Below are 14,489 nucleotides of genomic sequence, written 5' to 3'. Positions count from 1 at the left end.
TGCTGCTGTCAAGAAATTTAATAATATTTTTTAGAGTTATTCAGATAACAGGGAAAGCATCTCTGCTATTTCTATCTGCCCTCTCTCTTTTGCATATGCTAATGCGTCCATATTTTTCATACGTTCTCCTGTGTACTTTATCTTAAAATTAACTTTATGCGTGATCAGAACCTCTACGATGTCTATGCTACCGCTGTAAATTGCACTAAACAAGGGATTTCTTTCTGGCTCAGATATATCTATCTCTGCCCCCTTCTCTAACAAATAATTAACGACATCTATTCGCCTTTCTGCGGCAGCAAGATTCAAGGCATTTCCCTTCAAAATTCCTGCTTTTTGATTAATATCTACTCCCTTTTCAATAAGATACTTTATAATCTCCATACGGGCATTAAAAGAAATGGCAAAATGTAGCCAATTACCAAATACAGTTGTTGCATTAATTTGGGATGGCTCAGAAGCAAGTAGGCTTTCTAACTTGGGCTGATCACTATTTTCGATAGCCTGTCTGATCTCTTGCATCAACAAATTGGTGTCCATGATATTATCTCGTTTGTGCTGCTATAGCAATCCTAAATGAGTGCGATCGCATCGCCTAGTAGGGTTGAGGAAGGAAACCCAACATTACACCCTATATCTATTGAGTTTCACTCGCGTTCAACCAAACCTACATTTTTAACTTCTTAGCAAGACCTGAAGGCGGAATTGACAAATTAGAGAGATTTGAAGGTATGGGTGGAAAGGTAGATGAAACGGGAGTATTGTTAGCTGGCGGTACGGTTGCTGATTTACCGCACAAAGTTTCTAAATTTACCATTTGACCATTTGCTGTTTGCATATAACAAAATGGCGTGTCAACATGAGACTGGACTTGCGATGCTGGAAGACTAAAAGCAGCCTTAGTTGTCAGTGTAATCAAAAAGGCAGATAGGGCAAACATCCAACGAAAAATTCTTAGCATTTGAATCAAACCTGATAATACTCTTCGATTAAGAGCTTGGCTGATCAAGGCTTAAAACAACAACCGAGAAAACACCGAAAAACGGGACTTGCATAATTGAGAGGTAACACCGATTGGCTAATTCTGGTAGGAAACACCAAACAAAAATTTTAATAAAAGAATTATTGTATTTAAAATAACATCCTATATTTACCAAATATATTCCCTAAGTGTCGATGAGGTAAAGCTGTAAGGATGATACAGTTGTTTCAAAGATTGCCCTTTAATATAAAAGAAGTAGGAAAGCAGCAATTGCCAGGGTTCATTGGACTTGAATATCGCACACATTAAGTAAATCATATTGCCCTGTATAGCGTTTTTCAGTGGAATATATGGCAGTTCTGACGTTCGGGCCAGCTTGGTAGGGACATGGCATTGCCATGTCCCTATAGATGTATTGCACCCAATCAAGAATTGCTAGAGACAGTAACTGTATTCCTGCGGTTTCAACTTGATGTCTGCTAGAAATTGCTAGTAAATTTTCACCCATGCAAGTTGCCAATGTCGATTCTGATAATTCCCCCCGCTGTTGCATCCGCGACATTATTCAAAACAAGCGCCTGCAACCTCATTTCCAGCCAATCGTTTCAATCCGTAGAAGAGATGTTATTGGACTGGAAGCGTTAGCGCGAGGCATTGGGGAGGGCGGTTCGCTTATTTCTCCAGACACTCTTTTCGGCTTGGCTGCTGTCTTGGATACCATCCTAGATTTAGACAAGCTGTGCAGCAAAACAGCTGCGGAAAGCTTTCTGCGTCTCCATACTGCCAACCCAAAGCTGATTTTGTTTTTGAATTTTCACCCTTCCACCGTGGTTAGTGACTTAAAGGGGTGCGGCGAACTGCTGGATGTGGTGGAACACTTAAATCTAAATCCGCACAACATCGTCATCGAAATTCTGGAGTCGCACATCGACGACATCAAAGCGTTGAGTCGGATGGTGGACACCTACAAGCAGCACGGCTTTTTAGTAGCGCTGGATGACATAGGTTGCGGCCACTCCAACCTCGACCGCATTGCTTTTATCAAGCCGGACATTTTGAAAATCGACCGCAGTTTAGTACAAAATATTCACAACGAATACCACAAGCAGCAGATTTTCAAGTCGCTGGTCATGTTGTCGGAAAAAATCGGCGGTTGGGTAATCGCGGAAGGGATAGAATGCCAGGAGGAAGCGATCGCAGTCCTAGAATTAGGTGCGGACTTGCTGCAAGGCTATTATTTCGCCAGACCCCACGCCATTGATGCCGAACGGGACAACGGCTTCCAAGACATCATCAACGACACAGCAAACAAATTCAAAAGCCATAAGCTGGCTAAAATCAAAGCCCGCAAATCCAAGCAGGAGGAACGCTTGGCGATTGTGGACGCTTGCTTGAGGGAATTGACTACAACTAAGGTGGAGGATTTCGATTGGCAATTGAACGAAATTATTGGTCATTATCCTTCAGTGGAATCGATCCACATTTTGGATGAAACTGGCATACAAGTCAGCGACTGCATCTGCAACCTTCGGCACTTACAACCACAAAAGACAATTATTTTTCCTGCGCCCGTTAAAGGCACCGATCACTCGCTAAAGGAATATTATTATCTTTTGCTGGAAGCACAATTCGCTTATTATACGACCGAGCCTTATGTACCGCGACCGTCGGGAGATTTGTGCGTCACTGTCTCAGCCCGCTTCCATGATGCCAACAACCAACTGTTTATTCTGTGTGTTGCAATGTATGCAGATTTTGCCTTGGAAATTTAGGTGCATGGATTTATTAACCGTCAATTTCCTGCGTAGGGCATGACATTGCCATGCCCCTACAAATCGCCAATTTTGCCTTAGTGCAAGTTACATTGTCAGAGATTGCACGTTAGTTTCAATCAACTTCGCCAAACTTTGCAAGAAAGCTGCGCCATCTGCACCGTAGATAATTCGGTGATCTGCGGTCAGATTTACCTGCATTTGTCGCCGCACTCCCATCATCCCGTCTTCGGTGGCGACGACTTGGGGACGCGACGCGCCAATTGCCAAGATAGCACCTGTCCCTGGAGGTAATATGGCATCGAACTTGTCTACGCCATACATCCCTAAATTGGAGAGGGTAAAGGTGCCAGAACTGTACTCGGCGGGTTGCAGCTGCTTGCTGCGCGATCGCTCTACTAAATCTTTCCAGGTACGGGACAAAGAGTAAATATCCTGCTGGTCAGCATTTTGCAGAACTGGCGTAATTAAGCCGCCGTCGTCCATTGCTACGGCTACGGCTACGTTAATCGCACTATGATAATGGATTCCCTGCTCTGAGTAGCTGGCATTCACCAAAGGATGTTTTTGCAAGGTTACGGCTACTGCTTTGGCGAGTAGCGCTGTCATGGTGACACCCTTGGATTTAATTTGCTTGTAGAGTTTGTCTAGGTTATCCGTGGTGATAGTGTAACCAACGCGGAAAGTAGGCACTTGCAGACTGGCTACCATGTTCCGCACCACGGCGTTTTGCAGCGTGTTGAGGGGGACGACACTACCAGGAACGGCAACGGCTGGTATAGTGGCTGCTGCTGCGGGTTTAACAGCTGGTGCTGATGCTGGTGCTGTTGGTGCTGGCTGTGGTGCAACGGGTGCCATTGTTGGTGTGGCAGTTGCGGCGGCAGGTTGTTTGCCTTTATTCGCTGCTGCTTCTACATCTTCGGCAACAATGCGCCCGTGGGGGCCGCTGCCTTGGATGTTACTTAAATCAACTTTCAGCTCTTTTGCTAGTTTACGGGCGCGGGGTGAGATGATGCTGCGTCCGTTGCGGCGTGCTGCTGGTGACGTTTCTACGGCTGCGGTCGGGGCTGCTGGCTGTTCTTGGGGAGTGGGGGCTGGTGCAGGTGTGGGGGCGGCGCTGCCAGCACTAGGAGCCTGTTGTTGGGCTGTTTCGATTTCGGCTTCGGTTTCTGCGACTAGCGCGATCGCTGCCCCAACGGGTGCCGCTTCCCCAGCAGGTACGATGATTGTAGCCAGGTAGCCTTCATAAAAGGATTCAACATCCATGTCGGCTTTGTCTGACTCTACAACGACCACGGTTTCGCCTTTTTCCACTTTGTCGCCTGGAGATTTTACCCAAGAGACTATTTTGCCTTCGGTCATCGTGGAACTAAGAGCGGGCATGAAAACTTCGTGAATCATGGGGTGGTCTTCCGAATCGACAGTCTACAAGAACAAGATTAAAGCCAGACGAATATTGTATCTTGACGGATGGCTTAGGGGCGAAGCATTCGAGGAACAATTTCTGACTTTATCCCATTTTCGCTTGGGATGCTTCTCTCCTACTATCAGACCTTACCACGGTCTATATGTCTGTATTGCTGACAACCTTACAACGCCGATTCCTCCGGACGCTGTTGCTGCTGGCTAGAATTGGATATATAGAACTAAATTCAAACTTTCTATTATATCTAATGTCTGGCAAATTTGGAATTTCCTTTTTGGTTTTAGTAAGTATGACGCTGATGGGTGCTTGCAGCGACATCCGTGAAAAATACCCTCGGTCAGCTATAAATCCAAGTCTAGGTTTAGATATAAATAATACTCCTACGCCTGGGTTACAATCGCCAACGACACAGGTGAGCCAAAGTATACCCGTTAGTGCAGAGGCAGAGAGAAAAAAGTATAAAACTATACCGCTAACGAATATCAAAGATGCTAAATCTTTGAAGGGAAGTGACCCGCAAGCGATCGCTCTGGCAGCTTTCGGTAACATTGAATCCGAGGGAGGCTCGCGGGATGTTAGGGTTGAGTATCCACAACCAGATAGAGCTGTTGTAACTATTGCTCAAACTGGGGTTGCAGATGATTCTGTTGGTGCTATTAAGTATCGCGTAGAATTTGCACCAACCTCTCCATCAGCCCAAAAGCCCCAAGAATGGACAATAGCTTGGGTTGGTTCCCAGGTAAAGTGTCATGTGGGGCGAGGTCATCAAGATTGGTCAACCGAAATTTGTCAATAGGGGCTGGGGGCTGGGGGCTAGGGACTGGGGACTAGGTAAGACTTTTTCCCAATCCCCAATCCCCAATCCCCAATCCCCAATTCTTAAATTTCCCCGCGAATTTCTTCGACAATTCCATCCCGCAGGAGAATTTCTACCTGCATTTTTTGAATCAGGTTGTCTCCCGGTTCAACTTTAAAGAAGCCTTCAATTTGACCGTGGTTAACCTCGTCGTTGAGGTCTATCATTTGCACTTGTTGCAACTGTTGCAGCAGCTGATTCTTTTGCTCTAGGAATTCACTTTTCTTTTGATTGACTTGGATTTGGATATTGTCAATTTGTTGTATCACTTGAGGGCCAGGGGGCTGCAAACTCTGTTTTTGAATTTCCGATATTGCCCTCTGTCCTTGCATCTCCAGCTGTTGTAGCTGAGAGTCAAGTTGATTAATTTGCGTCTGTAGTTGCTGCTGTGCTTCCTCCTTCCAACGAGGAGTGACAACCGCTTTAATAGTAACTGGTCGCTTCAGCAGCAGGTGTGATTGAGAAACATCCATATCCGTTGTACTTGAGAAAATTAAAGGAGTACTCAGAAAAGTTAGAAAGTTTTTCCGCCTACGGCGTTCCCGTAGGATAGGTTTGAAGGTTGAAAGTTGAAAGTTACAGGTTTAAACTTAACCAATTTTTAACTTATCAACTTTCAACTTGCCAACTTTTCAACTTTCCAACTGAATCAGGCAAACATCCCGTCGATCATATCGCGGTAGCGTTCCATTACGACAGGTCTCTTGATTTTCAAGGTCTGGGTCATCATGCCATTTTCAATGGAAAAGGGTTCTAAAATTAGCTTAAACGGGCCAATACGGTCATCTGGGCGATATCCAGGGCGATTTTGCACCTCTCGGTTCAACTCTTGCCGGATTAAGTCCTGAATTATCTTACTATCGAGGTCTATTTCTGGTGTGCCTGGGGATGGTTGGTCTGGTAGACGCAAGTGTAAATTTTGTAAAGCTGCCCACTTTTCCAACGCTTCCACATTGGGGACAATTAAAGCACCAAGCGATCGCTCATCTTGTCCTACTAGAGTAATCTGGTCGATGTAAGGGCTACGCAGACAAGCATCTTCAATCGGCTGCGGTTCGATATTTTCGCCATTAGTTAAGACAATCGTATCTTTCGCCCTTCCAGTCAGCACCACATCATTCCCCACCGTCAACCAACCCAAGTCGCCGCTATCAAACCAGCCTTCCGGGTCAATTGCCTTAGCAGTGGCTTCAGGATTTTTGTAATAGCCGCGCATAATTTGGGGGCCTCGCAACAACACTAAACCTCGTTGACCGACAGGAAGCGGCTGACGAGTTTCCGGGTCAACAATCTTAGCTTCTGTGCCGGGAATTGGTTGTCCGGATGAACCTCGCAGATTATGCCAAGGGCGACGGGCGTGGGTGACGGGGGAAGTTTCCGTAAGGCCATACCCTACGAGTACCTGAAGCCCGGTAATTTCAAAGAAGTTCTCTAAGTGCATGGCCAGGGAACCGCCGCCACTGAGAACATACTTCATTTTTCCTCCTGTAGCTTCGCGTATTTTTTCATACACGAGTTTTCCAGCAAGAGCATGGATAGGATACAAAGCTAAAGCTTGTATTCCAGCCAAGATTTTCTCTGGAAGCGAGGGAGATAGGTTATCTAAGCGTAACTTTGAGAAGGTGCGACGAGCCTTGATGTAACGCTGACTTATATTGAGTAGGTTGTTTACCAGTTTCTGTTTGTTAGCTGGTTGTTCGCGAAACTGCTTTTGGACACCTTCATAAATTGATTCCCACAGCCGAGGCACGCCAACCATGTACTGAGGCTTATATTCTTTGAAGTCTCGCTTGATGTGACGAATGTTGCTGTAAATCTGGGTGCAACCTTGAGAGAGAAAAAAGTATTCGCCAATACGTCCGAAACTGTGCCAAGTTGGGAGAATGGTGATAGCGCGATCGCCTTTATGCGGCTGTAAAACAGCTCCCAAGGTGGTTAACTGGTGCATTAAGTTGCCATGAGTCAGCATCACACCTTTTGGCTTGCCTGTGGTGCCGGAAGTATAAATTAATGTCGCCAGATTTTCTAGGGTTTGCGTGACGCTTTGTAAAGATTGATTTGCACCAGCTGCCATAACTCCAGAAAAGTTCAACACTTTCACAGTGGAGTCTTGGAGTGGTTCTTCATCGGATAGTAGTATTACCAACTGAACTGGCAAATCTTTGAGGTTTTCCCAAAGTTTTGAAAGCGTCTTTAAATCTTCCACTACCAAGGCAGTGCTGCCGCTATTTTCGAGTATAAATAGTAACTCTTGCCGCTCTGCCTGAGCGCTGCGAACAGCGTTAAAGGCACCGGCTGTCATGATACCTTGGTCGGCAATGAACCAGCGAGGGCTGTTGTCAGAAAATAAAGCTACGCAAGATTCTGGTTTTACTCCCAATACCTGCAATCCCACGGCAAATTGTTGAATTTTATCCGCAAGCTGGGTATAAGTTAGCACAACTTCTGGTTGAGAGTGCGGGTCGTGGAGGGCTATGGCATCCCCAAAATGCGATCGCGCTTTTTTCCAGACTTCGGGTAGAGATTGGGCTGAGCTGTAATCTACCACATGGCTGAGGTTAGCACGCTCTCGCTCGCTGAGACGGAAGGTGGGAGCTTTCGACATACTCAATTTCTCCTATAGCTAATCGCTGTGTTTCCAACATACTCCTTTGGGGGGAGCGGATAGCAATTTTGACGGACAGATTTTATTTTGCCATACGGTTTAAAGTTAGTAGCATTTTATACTTTACTTTTGCGGATTGACAGTGTATTCTAATAGAATGGGAATCTGTGCGCGCAAAAAAAAAGTGACTTTTTTTAACACAGAGGTAAGCGGAGGTTTTGTTTGCAACCTTCCCCTTAAAAACTTTTATTCCTTCGTTTCCACATTCCTCGTACCAGTCTAATTTCATCAAAGCTATAGCTTTCCCCTAAGAATTCCCGAATTTTGGTGAGAGATTCAGTAGCAGTAACTTCAATAGCTTTTAAAATTTCTAGCTGACGTTCTGGGGAAACCATCGAGTTTATATCTATTGGCTGATTCAGGGCAATTAATTCAGCTAAATGATCTACAATGGTGCCTGTACGCAAGTCACGTTGTTGGGCTATTTCCGCAATGCTCAAACCTTGCATATACAAATCCAATGTTTTGAGTTGGGTGTAGCTGGGTTGATTTTTTGACGGAGTTGTTGCTGTTGCTACCGGGGTTTGTGGGGTAATTCCTTGCTCTTTACAGTAAGCTTGGATTTCGCTGACAAAACGTTCGCCGTACTGGGCTAGTTTATATTCCCCAACGCCGGAAAGTCTAGAAAATTCTGTTGAAGTTTGGGGTTGCGATCGCGCCATCAACTTTAAAGTAGAATCTGAGAAGACAACGTAGGGCGCGACAGATTGTTCGTCTGCTAATTGTTTGCGAAGCTGGCGCAGTCTTTCATACAACATTTCGACTTCAGCAACTCTTTGCGGTGACTCCTCTATCACTGCGACAGTGGGAACCGCAATTTTAACTTCACGCTGACGGCGCAATACTTCCCAGCTGAGGGCGTTAAGCTTAAGGACAGAATAACCGTCACTGGTTTGATCTACAAGTCCTTGGTGTAAAAGCGATCGCGCCAGCATCTTCCAATCGTCTACACTTTTATCTGTACCAATACCATAGGTGGAAAGTTCGTGATGTCCGTTCTGCTGAATCTTCTGATTTTTTGAGCCGCGCAGCACATCAATGATATAATTCATCCCAAATCTTTCTTTGCAACGCGCTACGCAAGAGAGAAACTTTTGGGATTCGATTGTCCAATCTTCTAGAGGTTTCGGAAAGCGACAGTTATCACAGTTACCGCAATTCCCTTCAAAACGTTCTCCAAAATAACTTAGTTGAATCGTGCGGCGACAATCGGTTCCTTCAGTGTAATCTATAACTTGTCGTAGCTGTTGACGAGCAATTCTTTGCTCTTGAGGATCTGATTTTTGGTCGATAATATATTCAATAGTTTTAATATCGCCATAGCCGAAAAATATTGTACAACTAGCAGGTTCTCCATCGCGTCCGGCCCTTCCTGCTTCTTGATAATAACTTTCTAAATTGCGCGGTAAGTCGTAATGAATTACAAAGCGCACATCAGGTTTATTAATGCCCATACCAAAGGCAATTGTCGCCACCATCACTTGCACATCATCCCGAATAAAACGTCTTTGATTAGATGTGCGGTCTTCATCACTTAGTCCCGCGTGATAAGGTAAAGCTTTGATGCCATCTTGTTGTAGCCTAAAAGCAATTTCATCGACCCGCTTGCGGCTCAGACAATAGACAATTCCGGAACCTTGAGAGGCGCGAACTTGTTGCAAAAGTTGCGAGTAAGCTGTTTTTAGTTTTGGCTGAACTTCGTAATAGAGATTTGGGCGATTAAAGCTGGCAATGTGAATATTTGGTTGCCGCAGCACCAACTGTTGTATGATGTCTTGGCGGACGCGCTCGGTAGCAGTGGCAGTGAGAGCTAAAAAGGGGACATTTGGGTAGCGATAGCGTAGCAATTGCAACTGGCGATATTCGGGGCGAAAGTCGTGTCCCCATTCTGAGACGCAGTGCGCTTCATCAATTGCGATCGCGCTGACGCCAATTTTATGCTGTACTAAATCTAAAAATGGCAGAAATTTCTCCGATAGCAGCCGTTCCGGGGCAACATAAAGTAATTTTACGCGACAGTTGAGGATGTCTTGTTCCCGCGATCGCACTTGCGCCAAACTCAGACTACTATTGAGGAATGTCGCCCCAATTCCATTATCCTGCAACGATTCCACCTGATCTTGCATCAAGGCAATTAAAGGCGACACCACCACAGTTAATCCTGGTTTCAGTAGTGCTGGTAGCTGAAAACACAAAGATTTCCCACCGCCTGTAGGCATCACAACCAGCAAATCCCGATTAGAGAGCGCTTGTTGTATTATCTGGCGTTGTCCGGGGCGAAAGCTATCGTAGCCAAAAAATCGCTTTAGCGCGTGTTCGAGAGATTGAAACTGAGACATTGTTAGCGAGGGCTTCTGCTTTTTCCCCTCATAATGTTAATAGATCACGAAGCAAAGTAAAGTTATGCCAAAAGCAGTTTGGAATGGTGCAATTTTAGCCGAAAGCGATCGCACCGAAGTAGTGGAAAACAACCACTACTTCCCAGCCGACACCATCAACCGGGAATATTTCAAAGAAAGCAACACCCATACAAGTTGTCCCTGGAAAGGGCAAGCCAGCTATTATACCATCGAAGTCGATGGGCAGGTTAACAAAGATGCGGCTTGGTACTATCCCCAGGCGAAAGACAAAGCTAAGAACATTGAGGGTTACATCGCCTTCTGGAAAGGTGTAAAAGTCGAAGCTTAAAAAAGCTCCTCCTAACCCCGTTCCTGGGCTGCGGCCTGGGAACGCTCTTAGAACAGGCTCAGCCTCCGGGGTGTTACTATCATCTGACCCACAGCGGCGCTTTAGTAAAAAAATAGCCATTCCCCGGCGGATACTGGGAACGAGAAAGATATCCTTCCCCCAGTAGACGGATGTAATGTTCCTCTTTTTTGTTAAACCATTAAATCAAAGCAGAGGAGGGGGCGATGCAACTTACAGGAAAAGTGGCACTCATCACGGGTGCTGGTTCGGGTATTGGCAAAGCTGCGGCGGTGCTGCTGGCGAAAGAAGGCGCGAAAATAGGCGCATTAGGTAGAAGTGACGACGAACTCAAAGCAGTTGTTAGCGACATTCAGGCTGCTGGCGGGGAAGCCATAACGCTTAAGGCTGACATCTCCGAGCCAGAGCAGATGCAACAAGCTGTGGAACAATTGGTAAATCAGTGGGGACGGTTAGATATAGTCTTCGCCAATGCAGGAATTAACGGTGTCTGGGCATCGCTGGAGGATTTGACACCCGAAGAATGGGATAAAACGATGGATGTCAACCTCAAAGGCACCTTCCTTACCGTCAAATATGCCGTGCCTCATCTGAAAAAGCAAGGCGGTTCGGTGATTGTCACCTCCTCGGTCAATGGCACGCGGATGTTTAGCAACACGGGTGCGACAGCCTACGCCTGCACCAAAGCCGCCCAGGTCGCCTTTACTAAAATGGTGGCGCTGGAACTGGCGGAACACAAGATTCGAGTCAATGTGATTTGTCCAGGGGCAATTGACACAAATATAGACCAAAACACCGAGCGTCGTGAATTGGACGAGATTCGGGAACCTGTAGAGTATCCCGAAGGACAAATTCCCTTAACAGACGGTAAATCTGGAACATCAGAGCAAGTGGCTCAGCTAGTATTATTTCTAGCTTCCGATAATTCTAGCCACATCAGCGGCACGGAAATGTGGATTGATGGCACCCAGTCGTTGCTGGTGGGGTAGAACTAAAATCAGCGTGTTTGCAAAAAATGGTGCCACTGGTGAAAGTTTTTGCTATGATAGCGATCGCACCATGCGGATGTGGCGGAATTGGCAGACGCGCTAGATTTAGGTTCTAGTTTCGCAAGAAGTGAAGGTTCAAGTCCTTTCATCCGCATTACCAAAGAAAAATAGTCGGGATGTACAGCTGTGCGTCCCGACTATTTTTCTATTAGGTTGATGATTGTTGCTGATATGCCAAATATACAGCCTCCAAAAATAAATTAGCGCTTACTCCAGGCGGCACATTTTCCAAAGCAATGACTTCTTTAACCTGTTTAGCCAGTTTTCGGCTCAATTCCGTTCTTGCTTCCGGAATCATCGCCTCACGCCGCTGCAAATACTCTCGAATTACAGCAAAATCTTCTGGCAATAAGCTTGACAAATCCGCTTCTATTTGCAACTTATCAGCCAAAACTTCTGCATTCTCGGAAACTGAGAAAGTTTTACTAATAACTTGCTGTTCTTCTTGAATCACAATAGTTCCCGCCACCAAATCGCCTAGGCGCTTCTCTTTTCGGGTAAGTGTGATTAAAAACACTCCCAGAAACAAGATGTCATCAACAGGTCGTAGCAAAGCCCGCAGTGTTGAATGTTGTAGCCTTATCGGTCTACCATCATCACGAATTACGCGAATTTTGACATAGCGCTTACCAGGTGTTTGTCCCCGCCAGAAGGCTTCAAAAAAAACAAAATAACCTACATAAATTGAGAAGGTAATTAAGGACAGAATTGCTATTAGCCAAAGGCTTAAACTACTGTTATTTAAAGCAATACTTTCAATTAAAGCTACTAATTGAATAGAAAATACTGCCCAAACGATTAGGAAGACCAGCAGAATTGCGCTTAAGAAAATATAGTCGATAAACAGCGCATAAGCTCGATTGCCAATTCCTGCTAAAGTAAAGTCCAGTTCTACGCTTTCCGGAGTTTGGAGCGTAACTCGATTAAAAAAGTGCATAGCAGTTGAGCAAAGCTTGAGATTTAATTAGGTAATAGTGTCAGCCTGCGAAGATAGGTAAAGCACCTAATTATTATCGCGCAAATTCAAACCCAAACCTTCCCGACGACTGCGGAGATCGTAGTAGATAACTGCTTTAACCGCTTGCCAGAAAGGTATTAAAAGCGCCCCACTTGCTATGGTTAGCGCTAAAAATAGCACTAAATACAGCACCCCAAAGATGGGAGAATCTGCGGAGAACAAAGCACCTAATAGCAATTGAATCATAGTCGTAAGTATTTGAACAACAATGGATATAGGCAGAGTGATTAAAAAGGAAACAAAGACTATCCATTGCAGTCGCCCGACAAATCCCTCAGTTAATTGCCAACTGCGACTAATTGCTGAATTTGCAGTCATATTATTCTCAATCGCCAACGGCACTTCCACGATAAACCAGCGGGAAATAAGCCGGATATATACAACCAAAAAGACAATTACGGCAATAACTGTCAGCAGACTCACAATGATAGTTGCCGTAGGATTCCGTCCAAGAATACCACCCAACACCGCTACCAGGAGACCGAAGCCAATACTGGCGACGAGCGCTATCCCAAAAAATATCAAACTAACCAAGATTCCTGCCCAGAAGAAACGCCACATCCGAGGATTGACATGACGGCGGGCATCATTTACAGTTTCCGGACGTTCGAGTAATTCACTGAAAACAAGACGCGAGATTAGCGCTGAGATTGCAGAGAATTTTGCCCAACCATAAATCGGAACTAATATCCACAGATAAGCGGTGAACGCCAGACCATAATATAACTTGAAGCGATCGCGATAAATCCGCAAAGCAGCGCTAACGACATTGCCTACACTCAGCGGCCCTGTGGGTTGGCTAAAGCTGGGATTCTTAGACATGAGGATTTCTCCAGTTGTGTGAGGCGCAAAATTTAACGCTATCTTAGGCCAAGTCTGGGAGAATTCTGGGGAAATTTCATGAATATTCAACGTTGGATTGCGCGGCGGGAACCGAACTGGAAGCGCTTAGATGCCCTTTTGAGACAAGTCGAAAAAAAAGGGATTGCGTCTCTGCAAGCATCTGAAATTGGGGATCTAGCTAGTTTATATCGTTCTGTAGCGGCAGATTTGGCTAGAGCAAAGACAAACAACGTGGGAAATATCCTGGTGCAAGATTTGCAAAAATTAACATCTCGTGCATACAACCAGATTTATCAAGGTTCGCGCCGTCAGGAATGGGAAGCGGTGCGGGATTTTGTGCGTTGGGGTTTTCCGGCGGTGGTGCAAGAGACATTTGGTTACACGGCGGTAGCGACGGCGATTTTTTTCTTGGCGGCGTTGATTGCATGGTGGTTTGCTTGGCAAGATCCGGTGTTTTTGTCGCTGCTTGTTCCAGAAAAATTGATTTCACAGGTACGCGATCGCCAAGAATTATGGATGGGGTCGATTGTCGGAATTGAACCTTTAGCTTCCAGCAGCATTATGATTAACAACATCTCGGTATCTTTTGGTGCTGTTGGTGGTGGGATCACTGCTGGTGCCTATACGATATTTCTCATGGCATTCAACGGGCTGCATATTGGCGCGATCGCTGCTTTAGTTGCTCAACATAATTTGGCTTACCCTTTCTGGGCGTTTGTTTTTCCTCACGGTTCCCTAGAATTACCTGCGATTTTTTTAGCTGGTGGGGCTGGTTTATTGATAGGTAAAGCTATTCTTTTTCCCGGTAAATATCGTCGCGCTGATGCACTGAAAGTTTATAGTTTGCAGGCGGCTCAGTTATTATTTGGCATTGTACCAATGTTGATTATTGCTGGTACTATTGAAGGTTTTTTCTCGCCAAGTCCAGTGGTTCCATCTGCGATTAAGTATGTTACTGGCATAGTGCTTTTTACCCTTTTAGTAATATATTGCAGCCGTAAACCATTTGATAATATAGCAGTCCTAAAGGATTCGTGAGGGCGAGATCCCCGACTTCTGTAAGGATACCGCTGGCGAATAGGGGGTATAACCCCCTGTTCAACTCTTCTGATTGTATAAGAGCGGACTTTTAGCACTCGCTTGAGTAACCAGCTTCTGAGTCTGCCCCGCAC

At 45.5% G+C, this 14,489-nt stretch carries 14 protein-coding genes and 1 tRNA gene; 6 read left to right on the top strand and 9 right to left on the bottom strand.

The window, feature by feature from the left end; translation table 11 throughout:
• Positions 1-36 precede the first annotated feature (36 nt).
• The 3 genes from H6F74_RS26970 to H6F74_RS26960 all read right to left on the bottom strand — a co-directional run bounded on the left by H6F74_RS26970 (position 37) and on the right by H6F74_RS26960 (position 1,490).
• Positions 37-540, bottom strand: coding sequence for an ankyrin repeat domain-containing protein (locus H6F74_RS26970; RefSeq protein WP_190445192.1), 504 nt, complete (start codon positions 538-540; stop codon positions 37-39).
• Positions 541-667: 127 nt separating this feature from the next.
• Complete coding sequence (locus H6F74_RS26965; protein WP_190445191.1) at positions 668-961, bottom strand: hypothetical protein; 294 nt, start codon at positions 959-961, stop codon at positions 668-670.
• A 301-nt stretch (positions 962-1,262) separates the two neighbouring features.
• On the bottom strand, positions 1,263-1,490 hold the full coding sequence (locus H6F74_RS26960) for a hypothetical protein (protein ID WP_190445190.1): 228 nt from the start codon (positions 1,488-1,490) through the stop codon (positions 1,263-1,265).
• Between H6F74_RS26960 and H6F74_RS26955 the strand changes: the two genes are divergently transcribed.
• Complete coding sequence (locus H6F74_RS26955) at positions 1,489-2,754, top strand: EAL domain-containing protein (protein WP_190445189.1); 1,266 nt, start codon at positions 1,489-1,491, stop codon at positions 2,752-2,754. The two genes, H6F74_RS26960 and H6F74_RS26955, sit on opposite strands and share 2 nt — an antisense overlap.
• An 87-nt stretch (positions 2,755-2,841) precedes the next feature.
• Here H6F74_RS26955 and H6F74_RS26950 read toward each other — a convergent pair whose 3' ends face one another.
• Complete coding sequence (locus H6F74_RS26950) at positions 2,842-4,155, bottom strand: dihydrolipoamide acetyltransferase family protein (protein ID WP_190445188.1); 1,314 nt, start codon at positions 4,153-4,155, stop codon at positions 2,842-2,844.
• A gap of 167 nt (positions 4,156-4,322) precedes the next feature.
• On the opposite strand from H6F74_RS26950, the gene H6F74_RS26940 reads away from it, so the two are divergent.
• Positions 4,323-4,976 (top strand): hypothetical protein, encoded by a 654-nt coding sequence (locus H6F74_RS26940; RefSeq protein WP_206756360.1) that lies wholly within the window; start codon positions 4,323-4,325, stop codon positions 4,974-4,976.
• Between the two features lie 83 nt (positions 4,977-5,059).
• On the opposite strand, the gene H6F74_RS26935 is transcribed toward H6F74_RS26940, so the two are convergent.
• The 3 genes from H6F74_RS26935 to recQ form a co-directional block, all read right to left on the bottom strand.
• Entirely contained in the window at positions 5,060-5,509 is a 450-nt protein-coding gene (locus tag H6F74_RS26935; RefSeq protein WP_190445185.1) for a YlqD family protein, read from the bottom strand.
• Positions 5,510-5,685: 176 nt separating this feature from the next.
• On the bottom strand, positions 5,686-7,641 hold the full coding sequence (locus H6F74_RS26930) for a long-chain fatty acid--CoA ligase (RefSeq protein WP_190445184.1): 1,956 nt from the start codon (positions 7,639-7,641) through the stop codon (positions 5,686-5,688).
• 236 nt (positions 7,642-7,877) lie between these two features.
• Positions 7,878-10,040 (bottom strand): DNA helicase RecQ, encoded by a 2,163-nt coding sequence (gene recQ, locus H6F74_RS26925; RefSeq protein ID WP_190445183.1) that lies wholly within the window; start codon positions 10,038-10,040, stop codon positions 7,878-7,880.
• A gap of 64 nt (positions 10,041-10,104) precedes the next feature.
• On the opposite strand from recQ, the gene H6F74_RS26920 reads away from it, so the two are divergent.
• The 3 genes from H6F74_RS26920 (at position 10,105) to H6F74_RS26910 (ending at position 11,550) form a co-directional block, all read left to right on the top strand.
• Entirely contained in the window at positions 10,105-10,389 is a 285-nt protein-coding gene (locus H6F74_RS26920; RefSeq protein ID WP_190445182.1) for a DUF427 domain-containing protein, read from the top strand.
• A gap of 224 nt (positions 10,390-10,613) precedes the next feature.
• Complete coding sequence (locus H6F74_RS26915; RefSeq protein ID WP_190445181.1) at positions 10,614-11,396, top strand: SDR family NAD(P)-dependent oxidoreductase; 783 nt, start codon at positions 10,614-10,616, stop codon at positions 11,394-11,396.
• A 72-nt stretch (positions 11,397-11,468) separates the two neighbouring features.
• Positions 11,469-11,550, top strand: a tRNA-Leu gene (locus H6F74_RS26910).
• 54 nt (positions 11,551-11,604) lie between these two features.
• Here the strand turns inward: H6F74_RS26910 and H6F74_RS26905 are convergent.
• The gene (locus H6F74_RS26905) at positions 11,605-12,393 is read right to left on the bottom strand and encodes an RDD family protein (RefSeq protein WP_190445180.1); all 789 of its coding nucleotides are present in this window, start codon (positions 12,391-12,393) and stop codon (positions 11,605-11,607) included.
• 66 nt (positions 12,394-12,459) lie between these two features.
• Complete coding sequence (locus H6F74_RS26900; protein ID WP_190445179.1) at positions 12,460-13,296, bottom strand: DUF975 domain-containing protein; 837 nt, start codon at positions 13,294-13,296, stop codon at positions 12,460-12,462.
• Between the two features lie 78 nt (positions 13,297-13,374).
• Here H6F74_RS26900 and H6F74_RS26895 point away from each other — a divergent pair, with 78 nt between their 5' ends.
• Positions 13,375-14,355, top strand: a complete 981-nt coding sequence (locus tag H6F74_RS26895) for a stage II sporulation protein M (protein ID WP_190445178.1) — start codon at positions 13,375-13,377, stop codon at positions 14,353-14,355.
• Positions 14,356-14,489 lie beyond the last annotated feature (134 nt).

The sequence above is a fragment of the Trichocoleus sp. FACHB-90 genome, from assembly GCF_014695505.1.
GTDB lineage: Bacteria > Cyanobacteriota > Cyanobacteriia > Cyanobacteriales > FACHB-T130 > Funiculus > Funiculus sociatus.
Note: the sequence above shows the minus strand (reverse complement) of the source record. Positions and strands in the feature narration are given on the sequence as shown.